This is a genomic window from Lichenihabitans sp. PAMC28606 (genome assembly GCF_020616535.1).
Classification (GTDB): domain Bacteria; phylum Pseudomonadota; class Alphaproteobacteria; order Rhizobiales; family Beijerinckiaceae; genus Lichenihabitans; species Lichenihabitans psoromatis.
In genome coordinates, this window is sequence record NZ_CP085136.1 from 4,025,162 (window position 1) to 4,043,544 (window position 18,383).

Consider the following 18,383-nt stretch of genomic DNA (forward strand, 5'->3'; position numbering starts at 1 on the left):
CACGGCCATCGTGAATGCGGCCGGTGCGCGATCCGTTCAGATCAGATTTGGTTGCTAACGCCTTTGTCCAAGGCGTGCAAGCATCGTCCATATGGCCAATCTAGAGCGATTCCACAATCACAGAAAATGGATCAGACCAGGCGAATGCGCGCATCATGGCGAACTGGTGTCATCGCGCCTTGCACAAGACAAGGCTTCAGGCGTCGTCGTCCGGTGGGGCAGGTTGGGCCGATAGATCGTCGTAGAGCAACCGCGCCTCCTCATAGGGCCCTCGACGCAAGCCAGGCGCGTTGATCCGCAGGACACGCACGTTCCGATCAAGTGCGATCGTCAGGACATCTCCAGCGCGGACCGCTTTCGCGGCATTATCGATCCGGACCGTATTGATCCGGACATGGCCTCCGATGACGAGTTTTGCGGCAAGCGACCGCGATTTTGCAACACGGGCGAACCAAAGCCACTTGTCGACACGCTGGCGTTCGACAAGTGGCTCGGTGGGCGATGAGCGGTCGGCGCTCACGTGTCCTTTTTGGATCGCCCTTCAAGCTCGGCCTTGAGGGCCAGCAGCTTGGCGAAGGGCGAATTTGGGTCAGGTTGGCGGTCGCGCGGCGTGGGCCGCTCGGTCGATGCGAAAGACGCACCAGCGGATCGGGCATTCTCGGGCCGCTCGTTGCGTCGGTCGCGGTTGCGCTCGCCCTCGGGCCGCCCCCGCGGCGCACTGGCGCTATCCGGCGCGCCGGCATTGCTCTGTCGCGGAGCCTGGTCGCCCCCTTGGCGGGGTCGATCGTCGCGACGACCGCCACCTGGACGAGAACGCTGGTTGCCGCCGGGACGCTGGTCGCGTTGGCGATCGGGCCGCGCATCACGGTCGGGCCGCGCTTGAGACGCGGGCGTCGCCGTTGCATCCATGGTCGGCGCATCGACACCCGAGACTGCCGCGACCGGCATGTCGGTCGGTGTCGGCTGATCGCGTCCCGTTCCGCCATGCGGCCTCCGGTTGTCCCGTTCACCGCCGCGCCCCTGCGGCCGCTGACGGGCCGGACGATCGTTACGTTTTTCGGCGTGGAATGCCGTTCTGTGCGGACGCCAAACGTCGATCAGAACCGGTTCGGCCGGAACGTCCGGCTCGTCTGCTGCGGCGGCCGTCTCAAGGGTGGCATCCGGTGCATCGGCGTTGTTCTCGCCCGACACCTCCAGTGTGCTCTCGATCGAGGTTTCTGCGGTGGCGTGAGCGTTCGCCGCGACCCTGTCGTCCGGCACGGCGCTGATCGGCTCCGTCACCTGATGCGACGCCACAAGTGCGGGCTCTTCCGCCGAGGCGGCCTCCGCCGCCGGGGCAGGCTGTTCGACTGCGGCCGTGACAGGGTCCTCGCGGAACCGTGCCGCGCTTTCGACGAACTCCTCCGGAGCGTTAAACTCCTGAACGCGCTCGGCCTCCATCTCGTCCATGCGATGCGGCGCGGCGGAGCCGGGCGCTGACGCTTCACCCTCAGCTGCGTCGACCGGGACTGCGCTCGGGGCTTCCGCCACCTCTGATTCGGATGTCGCCTCGAGTTGTTCAGCCCGTGGTTCGTGATGCGCCGTCTCGGTCTCGATGGGAGCTGCGTCCGCTTCAAGGTGCTCGTTGCTCGGCGATCCATCCGTCACGGCGGGCGTTGCGACTGGACGCAGCGGTTCGGTTGGAGCGGTCGGCAGCAACGGAACCGTGATGGGCGGTCCGACTCGGCGATCGAGCACGTAGCCGAGCGATCGCAGGATCGAGGCGAAATCCTCGCCCGAACAACCGGCCAGGGACGTCATCGCGACCGTTGTGACGAAGCCGTTATTGTCGGCAGCACCGGGCGGCGGAGCGCCGGGGGTCGTGCCGGGACGATAGGCGATTGCCGGCCGGATCAGATCGGCCAGACGCTCCAAGATGTCGACCCGAACCGCACGCTCGCCACAGACGCGAAAACCCGCTGCGCGATAAAGACCCTTCGGGACGTCCTTGTCGGCCGGGAACGAGGTGCGTCCCGAGGCGGCGAGGTATGGGACGTCATCAAGGCCCTTGATGGTCTCGGTACCGCCATGTTTCAGCGCCCAGAGTTGCGCCGCGAGAGCACGGGGGGCTGGCTTGAGCGAGAGCGGCAGATAAATATTATAGGCGCCAAACCGGAGCCCGAGCTTCCGCAGGGCGCCGCGTGCGGTCTGGTCGAGGTTTTTCATCTCCTCGGCGACGCGCGAACGCTCCAGCACGCCGAGCGCTTCGGCAGCCTGATAGGCAATGCCGCGTGCGATTCCTTCAAGACCCTCACCCGCTTCGAGATCCATCACCGGGCCGAGGAGTTTTTTGACATGCTGAGCGAGCCAAAGATCGAGCCGCCGCTGCACCATCTCGAGGGCCGGTCCGGTCAGATGCTCGTCAGCCACGAGCCGGGCCCGGGGCGCAAGCAGCCCGTCGCCCGCCGTCAGCTTCGCAATCGGATCGCCGAGCCAGCGGATCGTCCCGTCATTGGCAAGTGCGATCGATTCATCGACCGACGCGCTAAAACGCTCGGCCCGCGCGTCGATTTCCCCAGCCAGCGCCTTGAGCGCTGCCGTGTTCAGCGCCTTGGCGGCTTCACCGGCTGCTGATGGGTCGGCCGTAAATCGGAAGCCATGCAGCTGACCGACATTCTGACCTTCGACAAGGACGTCACCCTGAGGCGTGACTTCCGCTTCCAACATAGCATTCTCTCTCAACCGTCGCATCAGTACACTGGTCCGTCTGTCGACGAACCGTTGTGCCAGCCGTTCGTGCAGGGCATCGGACAGCCTGTCCTCTACCTGACGCGCCACGCCCTGCCAATGCTCGGGATCACCAAGCCAGTCGGGGCGGTTCGCAATAAACGTCAAGGTGCGGACCTGAGCGATCCGCGCCGACAACGTGTCGATGTCGCCATCGGTTCGCTCGAAAGCCGCGAGTTGCCGCGAAAACCAGTCATCCGGGATGCGGCCGGCCCGCACCACGAAGCCGAACAGCGTCAAAGCGAGGTCCGCATGAGCGGATGGCGACACTTTGCGATAGTCCGGAACCTGACAGACTTCCCAAAGCCGCGCGATATCGGCCCGCGTTTTCGCGTGGCGGCGGACATCGACGTCACGGGCCGCGATATCCAGCACCATGACGTCTTCGGCCAAAGGCGCACGGGTCAAGCCGGCTTCGTCGGGCGAAACATCCAGCGATTGCTGCAGCGCCTCAACGCTTGAGAAATCGAGATCGGTGTTGCGCCATTGGAGGATGTTCACGGCGCCGAAGCGGTGGTCTTCGAGCGCTTCGATCTCTTCCTCGTCGAACGGCGGGCAACGGCCCGTCGTACCGAAGGTCCCGTCTTTCAGATGACGCCCCGCGCGCCCCGCAATCTGGCCGAATTCCGCCGGGTTCAAACGACGATATTGCCAGCCATCGAACTTGCGGTCGCCCGCGAAGGCGACGTGATCGACGTCGAGGTTAAGGCCCATGCCGATCGCATCGGTGGCGACGAGATAATCGACCTCGCCGTCCTGGTACATGGCGACCTGGGCGTTCCGGGTGCGCGGCGATAGCGCGCCGAGCACGACCGCCGCTCCGCCGCGCTGTCGCCGAATCAGTTCGGCGATGGCGTAGACCTCTTCGGCCGAGAAAGCCACGATGGCGCTTCGATGCGGCAGGCGCGAGAGCTTCTTCTCTCCCGCAAAGGTGAGCTTCGACAAACGAGGGCGGGACACGATCGTGACACCCGGCAACAGATGCTCGATCACCGGTTTCATCGTCATGGCGCCGATCAGCAGCGTCTCGTGGCGGCCGCGACGATTGAGAAGGCGGTCGGTAAAGACATGCCCGCGATCGAGACTTGCGGCGATCTGGATTTCGTCGATCGCGAGGAACGACACGTCGAGGTCGCGCGGCATGGCCTCCACGGTCGCGACCCAGTAGCGCGGCCGCTTCGGCTTGATTCGTTCTTCGCCCGTGATGAGCGCCACATTGTCGGCGCCAGCCTTTTCGACAACGCGATTATAAACCTCACGCGCCAACAGGCGCAGTGGCAGACCGATGATCCCAGACGGATGCGACAGCATCCGTTCAATCGCGTAATGGGTTTTGCCGGTATTGGTCGGGCCGAGCACGGCCGTGACGCCAGCCCCGCTGAAGCGACCGGATGACACGCCGCGCGGCAAGGCCCAACCGAAAGTGGCTGGATCGTCAAGATCCATATGGCTCACCGCATCGATTCGTGTTGCGCGCCGAGGGCGGCGGCGTAGCGGAGGATTCCCAACGGTTCGACCGGAGATCGCAGCGTAAAACTCAAACTGGCTGCTTTCAGCGTTGTCGACCGGGACTGAATCTCGATCAGAACCGGCATTCCCGATCCTTCGTTCTACCGCCTATATGGGCAAGGCGTTCTGGATTCCGAGAGCCCGTCGTTGTTTTCAAGCCCTACCGGCCTTTGAGCACGCGGTCGCCGTCGATCCGTCCGCCTCAATGGCCGATGGACGCGTGGCTTGCTGGATCGACCGCGAATTCGTCGGCTTCGATCACGGTGGTGCCGATCATGGTCATGAGCGAGATCCGATAGGGGAACACGACATGAGTTCCGCTGATCGGCGCGAGCCAGACCTCCATGCTTTTATTGTCTTCCATAAATTTCGTCGCCGGTCCGTCCATCCGATGGCCTGAAATCGCGTGATAGCGCGCCGAGCAGACCGACACGTCGCCGTTATAGCCCTTGGTCTTGACGTGGCGGGTCCCGACATAAGCCAATGCGAGATCGAACCGGGTCGCGCCATCGAAGACCGGCAGGGTTCTGTCGCAAGCGGATGCGCCGACAAGATCGTTCCCGGGCGGAACCGCCATCACGAAGGCGCTGAGGGGATCGACGATGTTGCGCTTGTCGGCCTCAGTCACCGGGACGCGCGGAATACGGGAATCGAACGGCGGCGTGATCTCGACGCCACTCACGGTACCGGCGTTCATGGCCATCCGGAGCGTTCGCGTCATGACCGAATTGGCCGAGGTGGTCGCGTAGGTCGCCGGCGCGATATGGCTGCCGACGACGCTCCCGGTCGCCGTGGCGGCTCCCTTCGACGACGACATCATGCTGGCGAGCCCGATCAGTTTGGCGTTGGCCTCGATCCGGTAGGAGTTGGGCTCGACCACGCCGGAGACGAGCGCGGTGCCGATCGGCAGCCCGATCAGCGTCACCGCGTAGTGGATCTTGAGCGTATCGGCGGCGGCGCTTCCCCACGTTGGGGCAGCCACAACCGCAAGCAGTCCGGCGGCTGCGAACAGGCTCGCGGCACGGCAGCGACGCATCAGCGAAGACAACAGGATCATGTTCGACTCAAAAGCGGCCGCAGCGATGTGGCCCGGAAAGATCGCGCAGCATCCGAGCAGAATCATGCAAACGTCAAGGCCGCAGCTTTTGAAGAAAATTCCGACAGTTTCAAGACAGACCGACGGTACTGACGTTCAAGCCGCGGGTCTTGCAAGCGTCGTCCCATGTTCATAGATGCCGATCGGAGAGCGTGCCCCCGGTGCACGGTGATGGCCGGAGAGGGCTCATGCAGGACAGCGACGGTCGTATTCCGAGTTTTCACGCCACGACCATCATCCTGGTCAAGAAGGGCGGAAAGACTGTGATCGGCGGCGATGGTCAGGTCAGTTTCGGTCAAACCGTCATGAAGGCGAATGCGCGCAAGGTGCGTCGCTTGGCTAAGAATTCCGTCATCGCGGGTTTTGCCGGCGCGACCGCTGATGCTTTTACGTTGTTCGAGCGGCTCGAGGCGAAGCTCGAGCAGTTCCCCGGCCAGTTGTTGCGAGCCAGCGTCGAGCTCGCCAAGGATTGGCGCACCGACCGCTACCTGCGGCGATTAGAGGCCATGATGCTGGTGGCCGATCGCGAGACCGCGCTGGTCTTGACTGGCACCGGCGACGTGCTGGAACCCGAATCAAGCCCGATGGGCTGCGTGGCGGCGATCGGGTCGGGCGGTAATTACGCGCTCGCGGCCGGGCTCGCCTTGATCGATATCGAACCCGATGCGGAGGCGATCGCCCGCAAGGCCATGGGAATCGCGGCGAATATCTGCGTCTACACCAACAACAATCTCGTCATCGAAACCATCGAGCGCGACTAAGGGCTTTCGATCCGGCCACCCGCCCTGCAACGTCAAAGAAGGCTTCTCATGACGGATTTTCTGCCGCGCGAGATCGTATCCGAACTCGATCGTCACATTATCGGCCAACGCGATGCCAAACGTGCGGTGGCCATCGCGCTTCGCAACCGGTGGCGCCGCCTGCAATTGACAGGGCCGATGCGCGACGAAGTCCTGCCCAAAAACATCCTGATGATCGGCCCAACCGGCTGCGGCAAAACTGAGATTTCGCGCCGGCTGGCACGGCTCGCCAATGCGCCTTTCCTCAAAATCGAAGCGACCAAATTCACCGAGGTCGGTTACGTCGGCCGCGACGTCGAGCAGATCATTCGCGATCTGCTCGAGATCGGCATCTCGCTTGTCAAGGAGACGAAGCGCAAGGACATCGAAGCCAAGGCGCAGATGGCGGCCGAAGAACGACTGCTCGATGCGCTCGTCGGGGCCACGGCCTCACCGACGACACGCGATTCGTTTCGCAAGAAGCTTCGGGCGGGCGAGCTCGACGACAAGGAGGTCGAGATCGAGGTCGCGCAAGGCGGATCGCAATTGCCGATGTTCGAGCTTCCTAACATGCCAGGCTCATCGATCGGCGCCATCAATCTCGGCGATATGTTCGGCAAGGCCATGGGCGGCCGCACCAAGACGCGTCGCATGTCGGTCCGTGATGCCCATGTGCCGCTGCTGGCCGAGGAAAGCGACAAGATGCTCGACGTCGACAGCATCGTGCAGCAGGCCATTCGCGAGGTCGAGAATAACGGCATCGTGTTTCTCGACGAGATCGACAAGATCTGCGCGCGCGAGGGACGGGGCGGGGGAGGCGATGTTTCGCGAGAAGGGGTGCAGCGTGATTTGCTGCCGCTGATCGAGGGGACGAGCGTCGCGACCAAACACGGAACCGTGAAGACGGATCATATCCTCTTCATCGCATCCGGCGCGTTCCATGTGTCGAAACCGTCCGATCTGCTTCCCGAATTGCAGGGTCGTCTCCCGATTCGCGTCGAACTCGCCTCGCTGACCGAGGATGATTTCCGCCGCATCCTCACCGAAACAGAGGCCAGCATCGTCAAGCAATATGTGGCGCTGCTGAAGACCGAGGGGGTCGACCTCGATTTCACGCCGGATGCGATCGACGAACTCGCGGCCGTCGCGGTTCAGGTCAATTCCAGCGTCGAGAATATCGGGGCCCGGCGCTTGCAGACCGTGATGGAGCGGGTGCTCGACGAGGTGAGCTTCACGGCACCCGACCGGCCCGGCGAGACCATCGTGATCGACCGGGCCTTTGTGCAGCGGAACATCGGCGATCTTGCCCGCAACGCCGATCTGTCGCGCTTCATCCTCTAAGCTCGTCTCGACGAGGCGCCACGAGCCGAGCCGTCGCGGCCGTGATTGCCATGGCTCGGCGGGCCGGTCATAAGCGTGCGCTTCCCGACAGGACGATTGATCGCCAAGGACCGCTACGATGACCGATGCCGCCTCCCAGCCCGCCGCGATCCGGCCGCGCGTCTTTTCGGGCGTGCAGCCCACCGGCAATCTGCATCTCGGCAACTACCTCGGCGCGATCACCCGTTTCGTGTCGCTGCAGGAGGCGCATGAGTGCCTCTATTGCGTGGTCGATCTGCATGCCATCACGGTGCCGCAGAACCCCGAAGATCTGCGCTCCAGCATCCGCGACGTGACCGCGGCTTTCCTGGCGGCCGGGATCGACGCGAAGCGGCACATCGTCTTCAATCAAAGCCGGGTCGCCGAACATGCGGAACTCGCCTGGGTGCTGAATTGCGTGGCCCGGCTCGGATGGCTCAACCGGATGACGCAGTTCAAGGAAAAGGCCGGCAAGGACCGCGAGAACGCGTCCGTCGGGCTCTATGCCTATCCGGCCTTGATGGCGGCCGATATTCTGGTCTACCGCGCCGCTTTCGTGCCGGTCGGTGAGGATCAGAAGCAGCATCTCGAACTGGCGCGCGACATCGCCCAGAAGTTCAACAACGACTTTGCGGCTGAGATCGAGGCGCGTGGTCAGGGAGAAGCCTTTTTTCCGCTCCCCGAGCCGCTGATCCAGGGCCCCGCGACGCGTGTCATGAGCCTGCGCGACGGCACCAAGAAGATGTCGAAATCGGATCCCTCCGACAATTCCCGCATCAATCTCGTCGATGATGCCGAGACGATCGCGCAGAAGATCCGCCGGGCCAAGACCGACCCTGACGCGCTGCCGTCGGAGATCGAGGGGTTGGCCGGGCGGCCCGAGGCCGACAATCTCGTCGGCATCTATGCGGCTCTGTCGGGGGAGGCGAAACAAGAGGTGCTGCGGCAGTTCGGGGGCGGCCAGTTCTCCGGCTTCAAGGGGGCTCTGGTCGATCTCGCGGTCGCCAAACTCGGACCGATCGGCACCGAGATCCGGGCCTTGCGGGCCGACCCCGGCCATATCGATCGGGTGCTGGCCGATGGGGCGGAGCGTGCGCGCGCCATCGCCCGGCCGACCATGGATGCCGTGAAGGACATCGTCGGCCTCTTGCGTTAGGCGCCTTCGAAGGCGTCGCGTCAGGCTTGCGCCCGGCATTTCAGCAAAGTTGAGGCGATGCGCCGTCCCCGACTTGCATCAACCCCCCGGCTATGGCAGTAACCCGCCAACGGTTTCTGCCGCGCCGATGATTTCATCCCGCGTCCCAACCCCATCGCTGCCGTAGCTCAGTGGTAGAGCACTCCCTTGGTAAGGGAGAGGTCGAGAGTTCAATCCTCTCTGGCAGCACCATTCCATCCCCCAGATTGCTCCGTCACGAGCCGGTTGGTGAAGCGCCGATCTCGAGATTACCGACATGTGTCGAGACGTAATCCGTCACACATCCTGCCGAGCCATTGTCCGATTACCGGCACAATCCACTGCATTTCAGCTCCGGGACGGACGCGCGCAAGCAGATCGAAACGACCGCGTTTAGCGACGCGCTGAGGACCGCGATGGCGGTGGCGCTTGGTCGACCCGAGCTTGGAGAAGGCGGGCTGTTCGCTGACGCGATCGGGTTTGGCAAGGCGAAAGCCGCAACCGTAAGCGTCCATCATTCAAAGGTGCGGCAGGGCTAAGCACCACCGCTGCCGGCAGACTGTCGGTCAGCGTCGTGCCGGCGCTGCGCGGCCGAACGTGTTCGCTCATCGAGTCGCAAGATCACTCGTCGACGGCGCGGCGATGCCGCCGTTTTGCGCGACCGCCGATCGAGTGCGTCCTTCAACACAGTCTTCCCCAATTTTGCGATTGACAGCGAACTCACAGGTCGTATTATGAATTAACAATCGATACTGAATATTTAATCAATGGGAGGTCGTCTTGGCCGGAGCAGAGCGAACAGCCACGTCGCTTGAGGTTGGATCACCGACGACGCCACTCGTCCTGCGCGCGGTCAAGCCGTCGTTTGAGCGAACGGCCGACCCCGAAAATCTTCGGCATATCGCGTCGGCGGTTCGGCAAAAAATCGTTAGAACCATCGCTTTGGCGGGCCTCGGCCACGTCGGCGGTGATCTGTCCGTGACCGATATTCTCACGGCGCTCTATTTTGACGTTCTCGACATCGATCCGGCCGATCCGTTGAAGCCCGATCGGGACCGCTTCATCTTATCCAAGGGGCATTGCGCGGCTGCATTCTACAGCGTGCTGTCGCTGCGCGGTTTCTTCGATCCCGCGGCTGTCGATACCTTTATGAAGCCGCTCTCGCCGCTGAACGGACATCCGAATCGGCGCAAAATTCCCGGGGTCGAGGCCAATACCGGCCCACTCGGGCATGGCCTGCCGATTGGGCTTGGCGCAGCCATCGGCGCCAAGGTCACCGGCCAATCCTGGCGCACCTTCGTGGTCGTCGGCGACGGGGAATTGCAGGAAGGCTCGAACTGGGAAGCCGCCATGGCGGCGGGCCATCGCGGCCTCGACACCCTCACGGTGATCGTCGATCGCAATCGCTTTCAGCAAGGCGCCGGGACGGAGGCCACGAACCGGCTCGAGCCGCTCGCCGACAAATTCCGCGCCTTTGGATGGGACGCAATCGATGTCGATGGTCATGACGTCGGCGCTCTGCGCGACGTGTTGGCCACACCGGGCAGCGGCAAGCCGCGCGCCATCATCGCCAAGACCAACAAGGGTCGTGGCGTGTCGTTCATGGAAGATCTCGTCGACTGGCACCACAAGGTCCCGAACGCCGAGCAGGTCGAGCTCGCATTGAAGGAACTGGCCCGATGAGCGCTGCCGAAGCCCCTCGCGCCGATGGCGCCGTCGAGACATTCGATTGCCGCGTCGCCTTCGCGGACGAGGTGATCAAACTGGCTCGGGCCGATAAGCGCATCGTCGTCGTGTGCAACGACAGCGTCGGCTCATCCAACATGGGCGCGTTTCAGAAAGAATTCCCGGACCGGCTCGTCAATGTCGGCATCGCCGAACAGAATATGGTGGGGGTCGGCGCGGGCCTCGCCAATGCCGGGATGATCCCCTTCGTCTGTGCCGCCGGACCGTTTCTGACAGGCCGGGCGACCGAACAGATCAAGGCCGACTGTGCCTATTCGCAATATCCTGTCGTTCTCTGCGGCATGTCACCCGGCATGGCCTATGGCGAACTCGGGCCCACGCATCACTCGATCGAGGATTTTGCCTGGATGCGGGCGATCGCCGAGCTGATCGTCATGGCTCCGGTCGATCCGGCCGAGACCCGGCAGGCGGTGCAATGGGCTGCCCAGGCGGGCAAGCCGGTCTATATGCGTGTGGCGCGGTTCAAGATTCCGGCCGTAACGGGCCCGGATCATCAGTTCGAGCCGGGTCGGATTTCGACGCTGCGCGAGGGGAGCGACGTCACGCTCGCGGCGATCGGCACCATGGTGTCCCGCGCGCTCGATGCAGCAGATCTGCTGGCTCAGGAGGGGATTTCGGCGCGAGTGCTCAACGTCTCCACGCTCAAGCCGCTCGACGATGCGACGATCCTGAAAGCGGCCCGCGAGACGGGCCGCATCGTCACGGCCGAAGAAGCCGTCTCGTCGGGCGGCCTCGGCGGCGCCATCGCAGAACTGGTGGCGCAGCATCATCCCGTTCCGATGCGGATTCTCGGCGTTCCGGGCTTCGCGCCGACCGGCGACACTCAGTTCCTGCTCGATCATTTCGGGCTCAACGCGGCCGGTCTGGCAAAGGCCGCACGCGAATTGATGGGCAAGGGGTCGGACTAATGGCGACGCCCCTCGTCCTCGGAATCGATCAGGGAACGAGTTCGACCAAGTGTCTCTTGGTCGATGGCTCGGGCACGATCGTGTCGCAGGGTCAGGCGGCGCTCGCCGAAACGCATCCGCAACCCGGCTGGGTCGAGCAGGATGCCGAGGCCGTGTGGGCGAGCGTTCAGGAGGCGGTTCGGGCTTGCGTGTCGCCGGATCAAGCGGGCGACATCGTTGCGGCCGGCCTGAGCACGCAACGGGAATCCGTCGTCGCGTGGGACCGCGCGACCGGGCAACCGTTGTCGAAGGTTTTGTCGTGGCAAGACCGGCGCACCGTGGCGCTGGCCGCCAGCATCGGCAGTCCGGCGGTGCTCGACCGTGTGCGGGTCATTAGCGGCTTACCGCTCGATCCGATGTTCTCGGCGCTCAAAGCCCGGTGGATCCTCGATAGCATCGATCAGGACCGCACGCGGGCCAAGGCCGGTGCGATCTGCATCGGCACGATCGACAGCTGGCTCATGAGCCGGTTTGGCGGGGAGGCCCTCGTCGAGGCCGGCAACGCCTCGCGATCGCAATTGCTCGACGTGGATCGCGGAACGTGGAGCGATGAACTCCTCGAGATTTTCGACATTCCGGCCGCCGCGTTGCCGCGAGTCGTGCCGTCGAACGGTCCGTTTCCGGCTCTGCGCGGGCTCGCCCCCTTGCCGGACGGTGTGCCGCTTGCCGCCGTCATGGCCGATTCGCATGCGGCTCTCTTCGGTCACGGCGCCAAACGCCCCGGCGACGTCAAGGCGACGCAAGGAACCGGATCCTCGGTCATGGGTCTCGTCACATCCGGAGCGACGCTTGATCCCGGAGTCTGCAAGACCATCGCCTGGTCGCTCGATGGCATCGTCCATGCGGCCGAAGGCAATATCCGTGCGGCGGGCGCGACCTTGCGCTGGGTTGCCGGCCTATTGAATCTGTCGGTCGACGATTTGATGGCGCTCGCGGAGGGCGCCGATAGCCAAGGCGTCTCCCTGGTTCCGGGCTTCAACGGGCTTGGCGCTCCCTGGTGGGACGATCAGGCCGTCGGTCTGCTGACCAATTTCACCCTTGGGACCTCGCGCGCCGCAGTGGCCCGTGCCGCCCTCGACAGCATCGCGCACCAGATCGCCGACGTGATCGATGCCATCCACCGGGGCTCGACCCCGCTGGGCCGCCTCTTCGTCGATGGCGGCCCGACCCGAAATGACGATCTGATGCAGGCCGAAGCCGATCTGATCGGTCGCCCGATCCTCCGAGGCAGCACGGCCGAGTTGTCGGCGCTCGGCGTCATTCAGCTTGCGGGTCTCGAGATTGGCTTGTGGACGGAGGCGCAGCTTGCCGATCGTCAACCTCGGCTCGACATGTTCGAGCCCCGCCTGTCCGAGGCGACGAGGCGCGGCGCGCGCGAGCGCTGGCGTCGCGCGGTCGAACGATCGCGCTTCCGTGACCCGATGCCGGATGCGGCTTGAACGCGGCGAAGACCGTGAACGACACAAGGGAGGACATCTGGATGACCGTGCAGACCAAAGAACCCGTCGGTGCCGTGCCCCGCTTCAAGCTCGACCTGACCTCGGGTGTCTGGGGGCCGCTGATTGGGCTGATCGCGCTTTACGTCTTCTTCGCCTTCAAGGCCCAGCATTTCTTCACGCTGCAGAACGCCATCATCATCTTCGATCAGGTGACGGTCTATGGCATCCTGGCGATCGGAATGACGCTGGTGATCATCACCGGGGGGATCGATCTATCGGTCGGATCCGTGCTGGCTTTCGCCGCGATGACGACCGGCTGGCTGTTCTCGATCGTTGGAATGCCGTTTATTCCGGCGCTGATCTGCGGGATTGCGATTGGCGGTGTGGCGGGGCTCGTCTCGGGCATGCTGGTCACCTATGCGCGGCTCCCGCCCTTTATCGCGACGCTGGCGACCATGACGATCACACGCGGTCTCGCCAACAAATACACGGACGGCAACGTCGTGTCGGGTTGGCCGGATGCGCTGAACCGGCTGAATACCTACCGCTATTTCGGCGTCATCACGGCCACGACGGCTTTTTTCCTGCTGCTGGTTCTCGCCACTTGTGCGTTCCTCAAATATCGCCCGGCGGGTCGCAATCTTTATGCGATCGGCGGAAATCCCGAGGTTGCTCGCCTGGCTGGCATCCCGGTGCGCTTTTATCTGATCAGCGTCTATGTCGTGGCCGGCGCCCTCTCGGCAATCGCCGGCATGGCCAATGCGGCACGTCTGCAGACCTCGCAGCCCTACGACGGGCTCGGCTATGAGCTCACCGCCATTGCGGCCGTGGTGATCGGCGGCGCCAGCCTGTCGGGCGGCGTCGGCAGCATCGGCGGCACCCTGATCGGCGTGCTGATCATCGGTGTGCTCAACAGCGGCCTCAGCCAGATCGGCGCGCAGACCTACGACAAGGACGTCATCATCGGCGTCATGATCGCGGCGGCCGTCGCCTTCGATACCCTCATCCGGCGACGCCGGTAAACGAGATCGGGCCGGCGCAACGTCGTCGTCTTGGTAGACAGAGAAAACCACATAACCCGTGAGGAAACACCATGCGTAGACGTATTCTGCTGTTCGCCGCGACCCTCGCCATGGCGGCATCGCCATTGGCTCTCGGCACGGCCAGCGCGGCCGAGCCAGTCAAGATCGGCTTGGCGGTCGCTAATCTGCAGGCTGACTTCTTCAACCAAATCAAGCAATCCGTCGAAAAGAACGCCAAGGACATGGGCGTGACGGTCATTACGGTCGACGCCAAGGGCGATGGCGCGACGCAGGTCAGCCAGATCCAGGATCTCGTCAACCAGAAGATCCAAGCGCTGATCTATATCCCGGCCGGCGCCGCCGCTGCCGCCATTCCGGTGAAGACCGCCAAGGCCGCCGGCATTCCGGTCGTAGCCGTCGACCGCAACCCGACCGATGCGCCCGGCGACACGTTCATCGCCACCAACTCGGTCGTCGCCGCCAAGGCTCTCGGCGACTACGCCTGCAAGGACAGCGGCGGCAAGGGCGTGCTCGCGATCATTCAGGGACAGATCGGCACGACGCCCGAGCAGGACCGCGACAAAGGCTTCAAGGAAGCGATGACGAATTGCCCCGGCATCAAGGAGGTCACGCGTGAAGCCTCGAAGATGTGGATGAAGGACGAAGGCTTCAACATTGCCCAGAACATGCTGCAGCGCGACCCCACCATCAACATCTTCTTCGGCCGGGCCGATGCGCTCGCGCTCGGGGCCGCGCAGGCCGTGAAGGCCGCTGGCGTCGATCACAAAGTCTATGTGTTCGGCTTCGATGGCGACCTGGCCGGCTTGAAAGCCGTCAAGGATGGCACGCTCGACGCCACCATGACCCAGCGGACCCAGTTTATGGGCAAGCTCGCGCTTCAGTCGGCGCTGGATCTCGTGGCCGGCAAAAAGGTGCCGGCCGAGCAGCTGCAGGATGCGGCCCTGACCACCAAGGACAATGTGGACGGCTATATCGCCAACCATCCCTGAGCGACACAACTGCCGCGGTGCGCGACCCGCTCACCGCGGCGACACGATGACTGCGCTGGCTGCCGAGTGGTAGCGGGCGTGGCAACAGGGCCGGGGAGGGCTCCATGTCGAACGGTGACACACCAGGTCCGAGCGAAGGGCTGTCGATCCGCCGGATCACCAAGCACTACGGACCGATTACGGTGTTGCGCGACGTCGATCTCGACGTGCGCCCCGGTGAAGTCGTGGCGGTGCTCGGCGAGAACGGAGCCGGTAAATCAACCGTCTCCTCCGTGATCGCAGGGCTCGTTCCGCCGACCTCCGGCACGATGACCTGGAATGGCCAACCCTATGCGCCCACCAGCCCCGCCGATGCCCTGCATCAGGGCATCGGCCTCATTCACCAGGAAATGCGTCTTCTTCCCGATCTGTCGATCGCCGAAAACGTGTTCGTCGGGCGGCTCCCGACCAAAAACGGCAGGGTCGATCGCGCCGGGATGGCGCGTCGCGCCGCCGAAAACCTGCGCAGCCTCGGGCTGGATGTATCGCCCGCGACGCTCGTCCGCGATCTGCGGGTGGCGGCGCAGCAGCAGGTCGAGATCGCCAAGGCGCTGACGCTCAACGCACGCTTTCTGATCTTCGACGAACCGACGGCAGCATTGGGGGGCGGGGAGACCGACCACCTCTTCGCGCAGATCGAGCGGCTGAAGCTCGGCGGCATGGGCTTCATCTATATCAGCCACCGCCTGGACGAAATCGCCCGCATCGCCGACCGTGTGGTGGTGCTGCGCGACGGGCATGTGGTGGGCTATTACGCCACCGCCCAGGTGCCGGTCAAGACGCTGGTCGAAGCCATGGTGGGCCGCTCGCTCGAGCGTATGTTCCCCACGATCGAGCCCCTGAACGGCAAAGAGGTGCTGCGCGTCGAGCGGCTGACCTCACCGGCAAAGACCTTCACGGACGTGTCTTTCTCGGTGAAGGCCGGGGAGGTGTTCGGCGTCGCCGGCATCGTCGGAGCGGGCCGGACCGAATTGATGCGCGCCATTGCGGGTGCGGATCCGATTGCCTCCGGCACCATCACGGTCGAGGGCAAGCCGCTCGTGCCGAAAAGTCCGGCCGACAGCCTCGCGGCCGGCATCGTCCTCGTGCCCGAAGACCGCAAGGCGCAGGGCCTCGTGCTCGAACATACAATCGGCGACAATATCGCGCTCGGCAATTACCCGCGGGTCGCGCCGAGCGGCTTCGTCACGCCCGGAGCGGTGCGGCGCTTTGCCGACGAGAACATCCGCCGCTTCGGCATCAAAGGGTCTGCGGGGCAGCCGGCCAACCACCTGTCCGGCGGCAATCAGCAAAAAGTGGTGCTGGCCAAGAGCATCGCTCGACGACCCAAGATCGTGATTTTAGACGAGCCCACGCGCGGCATCGACGTCGGCGCCCGTGCCCAGATTTACGACGTGATCGCGGCTCTGGCCCGGGAAGGTCTCGCGGTCATCGTGGTCAGTTCCGACCTCGACGAAGTTTTGGGCCTGTCGCACCGCGTCATGGTGCTGAGCCGTGGCATGAACCGAGGCATTCTCGATCATACGCAAGCCAACCGCATCTCCGTCATGGAACGGGCGACGCACTGAGACGGCACAGCCGGGAGAAGGCGAATATGGACATTTTCAGTTTGGGTCGGCAGGTCGCGTTCGTGACCGGCGCAGGCAGCGGCATCGGCCAACGCCTGGCAATCGGGCTCGCGGAGGCGGGCGCTGACGTCGCCTGTTTCGATCTCCCGGACTCGGCCGGGATCGCCGCCACCGTCGCGGCCATCCAGGCCCACGGCCGCCGCGCGATAGCGCTGGCCGGCAATGTCACGCAGGCCGACGCTCTCGTGGCGGCCGTGGCGGATGCAGAGGCGGCACTCGGACCTCTTGATCTCGCGGTCAATTGCGCCGGTATTGCCAATGCGGCCCCGGCCGAGGAAATGCCGCTCGCCCAATGGCAGCGCATGCTCGACATCAATCTGACGGGCGTCTTCCTCGCGTGCCAGGCAGAGGCCAAGGTGATGCTGCCGCGCAAGCGGGGTGCGATCGTCAACATCGCGTCGATGTCGGGCTCGATCGTCAATCGCGGCATCCTGCAGGCGCATTACAACACCTCAAAAGCCGGTGTCGTGCATCTCAGCAAGTCGCTCGCGATGGAATGGGTCGAGCAGGGGCTGCGTGTCAATTCGGTCAGCCCTGGCTACACGTCGACACCAATGAACCTTCGTCCGGAGGTCGCAGAGCAGGTCAAGCGCTTCGAAAGCGAGACGCCGATGGGCCGCATGGCGGCGGTCGACGAGATGGTCGGACCGGTCGTTTTTCTGCTCAGTCGCGCCGCCTCGTTCGTGACGGGCGTCGACCTGCTCGTCGATGGCGGCTTCGAGTGCTGGTAAAGTCGGCTCTCTCCGACGATCGATATTCGTGTGTCGCAGCGTGGCTCGCGGCCTCAAGGCGGCTTGAGGCAGGGCCACAATGCCTTAAAGCTCGTGCAACTTCCCGGGTCCGGCGAGGTAACAGGCAGCGAGCGAGCAGAACCACGATGTCCAGGGCCGACGACCTCCGCCTCATGACCCGCATCGCCCAGATGTACCACGTCGAGGCCCGGAAGCAGGCCGAGATCGCCGAGGCGCTTCATATTCCTCAAGCGCGGATTTCCCGCCTTCTCAGCCGAGCCGTCGATGAGGGGATCGTCCGCATCTCGATCACGCCGCCGCCGGGGGTCTTCATGGACCTCGAAGCCAAGCTGCGCGACCAATACGGGATCGAACAGGCGATCGTCGCGGAAAGCGTGAGCGAAACCGAAGAATCCGTCATCGCCGCCATCGGCGATGCCGCCGCTCATTTTGTCGAGACGACCGTCATGGACGACGAGGTCATCGGCCTGTCGTCCTGGAGTTCGTCGCTGCTCCGCATGGTGGATTCGATCACACCGCTCAAGCGGGTGCGCGCCTCTCAGGTCGTGCAGATCCTCGGCGGCATCGGCAGCCCTTCGGTTCAATCGCATGCTCAGCATCTGGTGATGCGGATGGCGCAACTGACGGGATCGTCGCCGCAATTCCTGCCGGCGCCTGGCGTGACCGGCTCGCCGGAGAGCCGCGCCGCCCTCCTGCAGGATCCCTTCGTGGCCGAAACGCTCGGTTATTTCTCGCGCTTGACACTGGCCTTCGTGGGCATCGGGGCGATGACGCCGTCCAAAATGCTGGCCAATTCCGGCAACGCTTTTACGCGGAAGGAGCTCGACGATCTGGCCGAGCAGGGCGCCGTCGGTGACATGGGGCTGCGTTTCTTCGATGCTGCGGGTGCTCCCGTCATCACGCCGCTCAACGACCGCGTGATCGGGATCGCGCTCGCCGAAGTAAAGGCGGCCAAGCGCGTCGTCGCGGTGGCCGGAGGAGCCAGGAAAACGGCTGCGATCCGGGCGGCTCTGGTCGGCGGCTATATCGATATTCTTATCACCGACGTGTTCACGGCCGAGCGGTTGATCGCGCCTGACCCCGAACCCGCGACGATTTCCTGATCCGACCCGAAAGG

Annotated in this window: 15 protein-coding genes and 1 tRNA gene; 12 read left to right on the top strand and 4 right to left on the bottom strand. The window is 64.2% G+C overall.

The genetic code is table 11. From position 1 onward, the window contains the following. Positions 1–196: 196 nt before the first annotated feature. From LGH83_RS18955 to LGH83_RS18970, 4 genes are all read right to left on the bottom strand, one after another. Positions 197–520, bottom strand: coding sequence for an RNA-binding S4 domain-containing protein (locus LGH83_RS18955; RefSeq protein WP_227399967.1), 324 nt, complete (start codon positions 518–520; stop codon positions 197–199). After that, positions 517–4,212: a helicase-related protein gene (locus tag LGH83_RS18960; protein WP_227399968.1), complete on the bottom strand. Its 3,696-nt coding sequence runs from the start codon at positions 4,210–4,212 to the stop codon at positions 517–519. Before LGH83_RS18960 ends, LGH83_RS18955 begins: the two co-directional genes overlap by 4 nt. A gap of 5 nt (positions 4,213–4,217) precedes the next feature. Beyond that, complete coding sequence (locus LGH83_RS18965; protein ID WP_227399969.1) at positions 4,218–4,361, bottom strand: hypothetical protein; 144 nt, start codon at positions 4,359–4,361, stop codon at positions 4,218–4,220. Positions 4,362–4,477: 116 nt separating this feature from the next. After that, positions 4,478–5,332 (bottom strand): DUF3108 domain-containing protein, encoded by an 855-nt coding sequence (locus tag LGH83_RS18970; protein WP_227399970.1) that lies wholly within the window; start codon positions 5,330–5,332, stop codon positions 4,478–4,480. A 227-nt stretch (positions 5,333–5,559) separates the two neighbouring features. Between LGH83_RS18970 and hslV the strand changes: the two genes are divergently transcribed. The 12 genes from hslV (at position 5,560) to LGH83_RS19030 (ending at position 18,369) form a co-directional block, all read left to right on the top strand. After that, on the top strand, positions 5,560–6,132 hold the full coding sequence (gene hslV, locus LGH83_RS18975; protein ID WP_227399971.1) for an ATP-dependent protease subunit HslV: 573 nt from the start codon (positions 5,560–5,562) through the stop codon (positions 6,130–6,132). A 48-nt stretch (positions 6,133–6,180) separates the two neighbouring features. Continuing rightward, positions 6,181–7,491: an ATP-dependent protease ATPase subunit HslU gene (gene hslU, locus LGH83_RS18980; RefSeq protein WP_227399972.1), complete on the top strand. Its 1,311-nt coding sequence runs from the start codon at positions 6,181–6,183 to the stop codon at positions 7,489–7,491. A 118-nt stretch (positions 7,492–7,609) separates the two neighbouring features. Continuing rightward, positions 7,610–8,665: a tryptophan--tRNA ligase gene (trpS, locus tag LGH83_RS18985; protein WP_227399973.1), complete on the top strand. Its 1,056-nt coding sequence runs from the start codon at positions 7,610–7,612 to the stop codon at positions 8,663–8,665. Positions 8,666–8,821: 156 nt separating this feature from the next. Continuing rightward, a tRNA-Thr gene (locus tag LGH83_RS18990) sits at positions 8,822–8,896 on the top strand. Between the two features lie 630 nt (positions 8,897–9,526). Further along, positions 9,527–10,366 carry a transketolase gene (locus LGH83_RS18995; protein ID WP_227401922.1) on the top strand — a complete coding sequence of 280 codons (840 nt, stop codon included), beginning with the start codon at positions 9,527–9,529 and terminating at the stop codon, positions 10,364–10,366. Then, entirely contained in the window at positions 10,363–11,337 is a 975-nt protein-coding gene (locus LGH83_RS19000) for a transketolase family protein (RefSeq protein WP_227399974.1), read from the top strand. Before LGH83_RS18995 ends, LGH83_RS19000 begins: the two co-directional genes overlap by 4 nt. Beyond that, a complete protein-coding gene (locus LGH83_RS19005; protein WP_227399975.1) occupies positions 11,337–12,815 on the top strand; it encodes an FGGY-family carbohydrate kinase in 1,479 nt (492 codons plus the stop codon). The genes LGH83_RS19000 and LGH83_RS19005 overlap by 1 nt, the downstream gene beginning before the upstream one ends. A 41-nt stretch (positions 12,816–12,856) precedes the next feature. Then, positions 12,857–13,837, top strand: coding sequence for an ABC transporter permease (locus LGH83_RS19010; RefSeq protein ID WP_227399976.1), 981 nt, complete (start codon positions 12,857–12,859; stop codon positions 13,835–13,837). A gap of 86 nt (positions 13,838–13,923) precedes the next feature. Then, a complete protein-coding gene (locus LGH83_RS19015; protein ID WP_413771166.1) occupies positions 13,924–14,847 on the top strand; it encodes a sugar ABC transporter substrate-binding protein in 924 nt (307 codons plus the stop codon). 104 nt (positions 14,848–14,951) lie between these two features. Further along, a complete protein-coding gene (locus LGH83_RS19020) occupies positions 14,952–16,454 on the top strand; it encodes a sugar ABC transporter ATP-binding protein (RefSeq protein WP_227399977.1) in 1,503 nt (500 codons plus the stop codon). Between the two features lie 26 nt (positions 16,455–16,480). Further along, the gene (locus LGH83_RS19025) at positions 16,481–17,245 is read left to right on the top strand and encodes an SDR family oxidoreductase (protein WP_227399978.1); all 765 of its coding nucleotides are present in this window, start codon (positions 16,481–16,483) and stop codon (positions 17,243–17,245) included. 146 nt (positions 17,246–17,391) lie between these two features. Then, entirely contained in the window at positions 17,392–18,369 is a 978-nt protein-coding gene (locus LGH83_RS19030; protein WP_227399979.1) for a sugar-binding transcriptional regulator, read from the top strand. Positions 18,370–18,383 lie beyond the last annotated feature (14 nt).

Coding starts and splice junctions, on each gene's coding strand:
- LGH83_RS18960 (WP_227399968.1), bottom strand. CDS start 4,212: ATGGATCTTGACGATCCAGCCACTTTCGGTTGGGCCTTGCCGCGCGGC.
- LGH83_RS18965 (WP_227399969.1), bottom strand. CDS start 4,361: ATGCCGGTTCTGATCGAGATTCAGTCCCGGTCGACAACGCTGAAAGCA.
- LGH83_RS18970 (WP_227399970.1), bottom strand. CDS start 5,332: ATGATCCTGTTGTCTTCGCTGATGCGTCGCTGCCGTGCCGCGAGCCTG.
- hslV (WP_227399971.1), top strand. CDS start 5,560: ATGCAGGACAGCGACGGTCGTATTCCGAGTTTTCACGCCACGACCATC.
- hslU (WP_227399972.1), top strand. CDS start 6,181: ATGACGGATTTTCTGCCGCGCGAGATCGTATCCGAACTCGATCGTCAC.
- trpS (WP_227399973.1), top strand. CDS start 7,610: ATGACCGATGCCGCCTCCCAGCCCGCCGCGATCCGGCCGCGCGTCTTT.
- LGH83_RS19000 (WP_227399974.1), top strand. CDS start 10,363: ATGAGCGCTGCCGAAGCCCCTCGCGCCGATGGCGCCGTCGAGACATTC.
- LGH83_RS19005 (WP_227399975.1), top strand. CDS start 11,337: ATGGCGACGCCCCTCGTCCTCGGAATCGATCAGGGAACGAGTTCGACC.
- LGH83_RS19010 (WP_227399976.1), top strand. CDS start 12,857: ATGACCGTGCAGACCAAAGAACCCGTCGGTGCCGTGCCCCGCTTCAAG.
- LGH83_RS19020 (WP_227399977.1), top strand. CDS start 14,952: ATGTCGAACGGTGACACACCAGGTCCGAGCGAAGGGCTGTCGATCCGC.
- LGH83_RS19025 (WP_227399978.1), top strand. CDS start 16,481: ATGGACATTTTCAGTTTGGGTCGGCAGGTCGCGTTCGTGACCGGCGCA.
- LGH83_RS19030 (WP_227399979.1), top strand. CDS start 17,392: ATGTCCAGGGCCGACGACCTCCGCCTCATGACCCGCATCGCCCAGATG.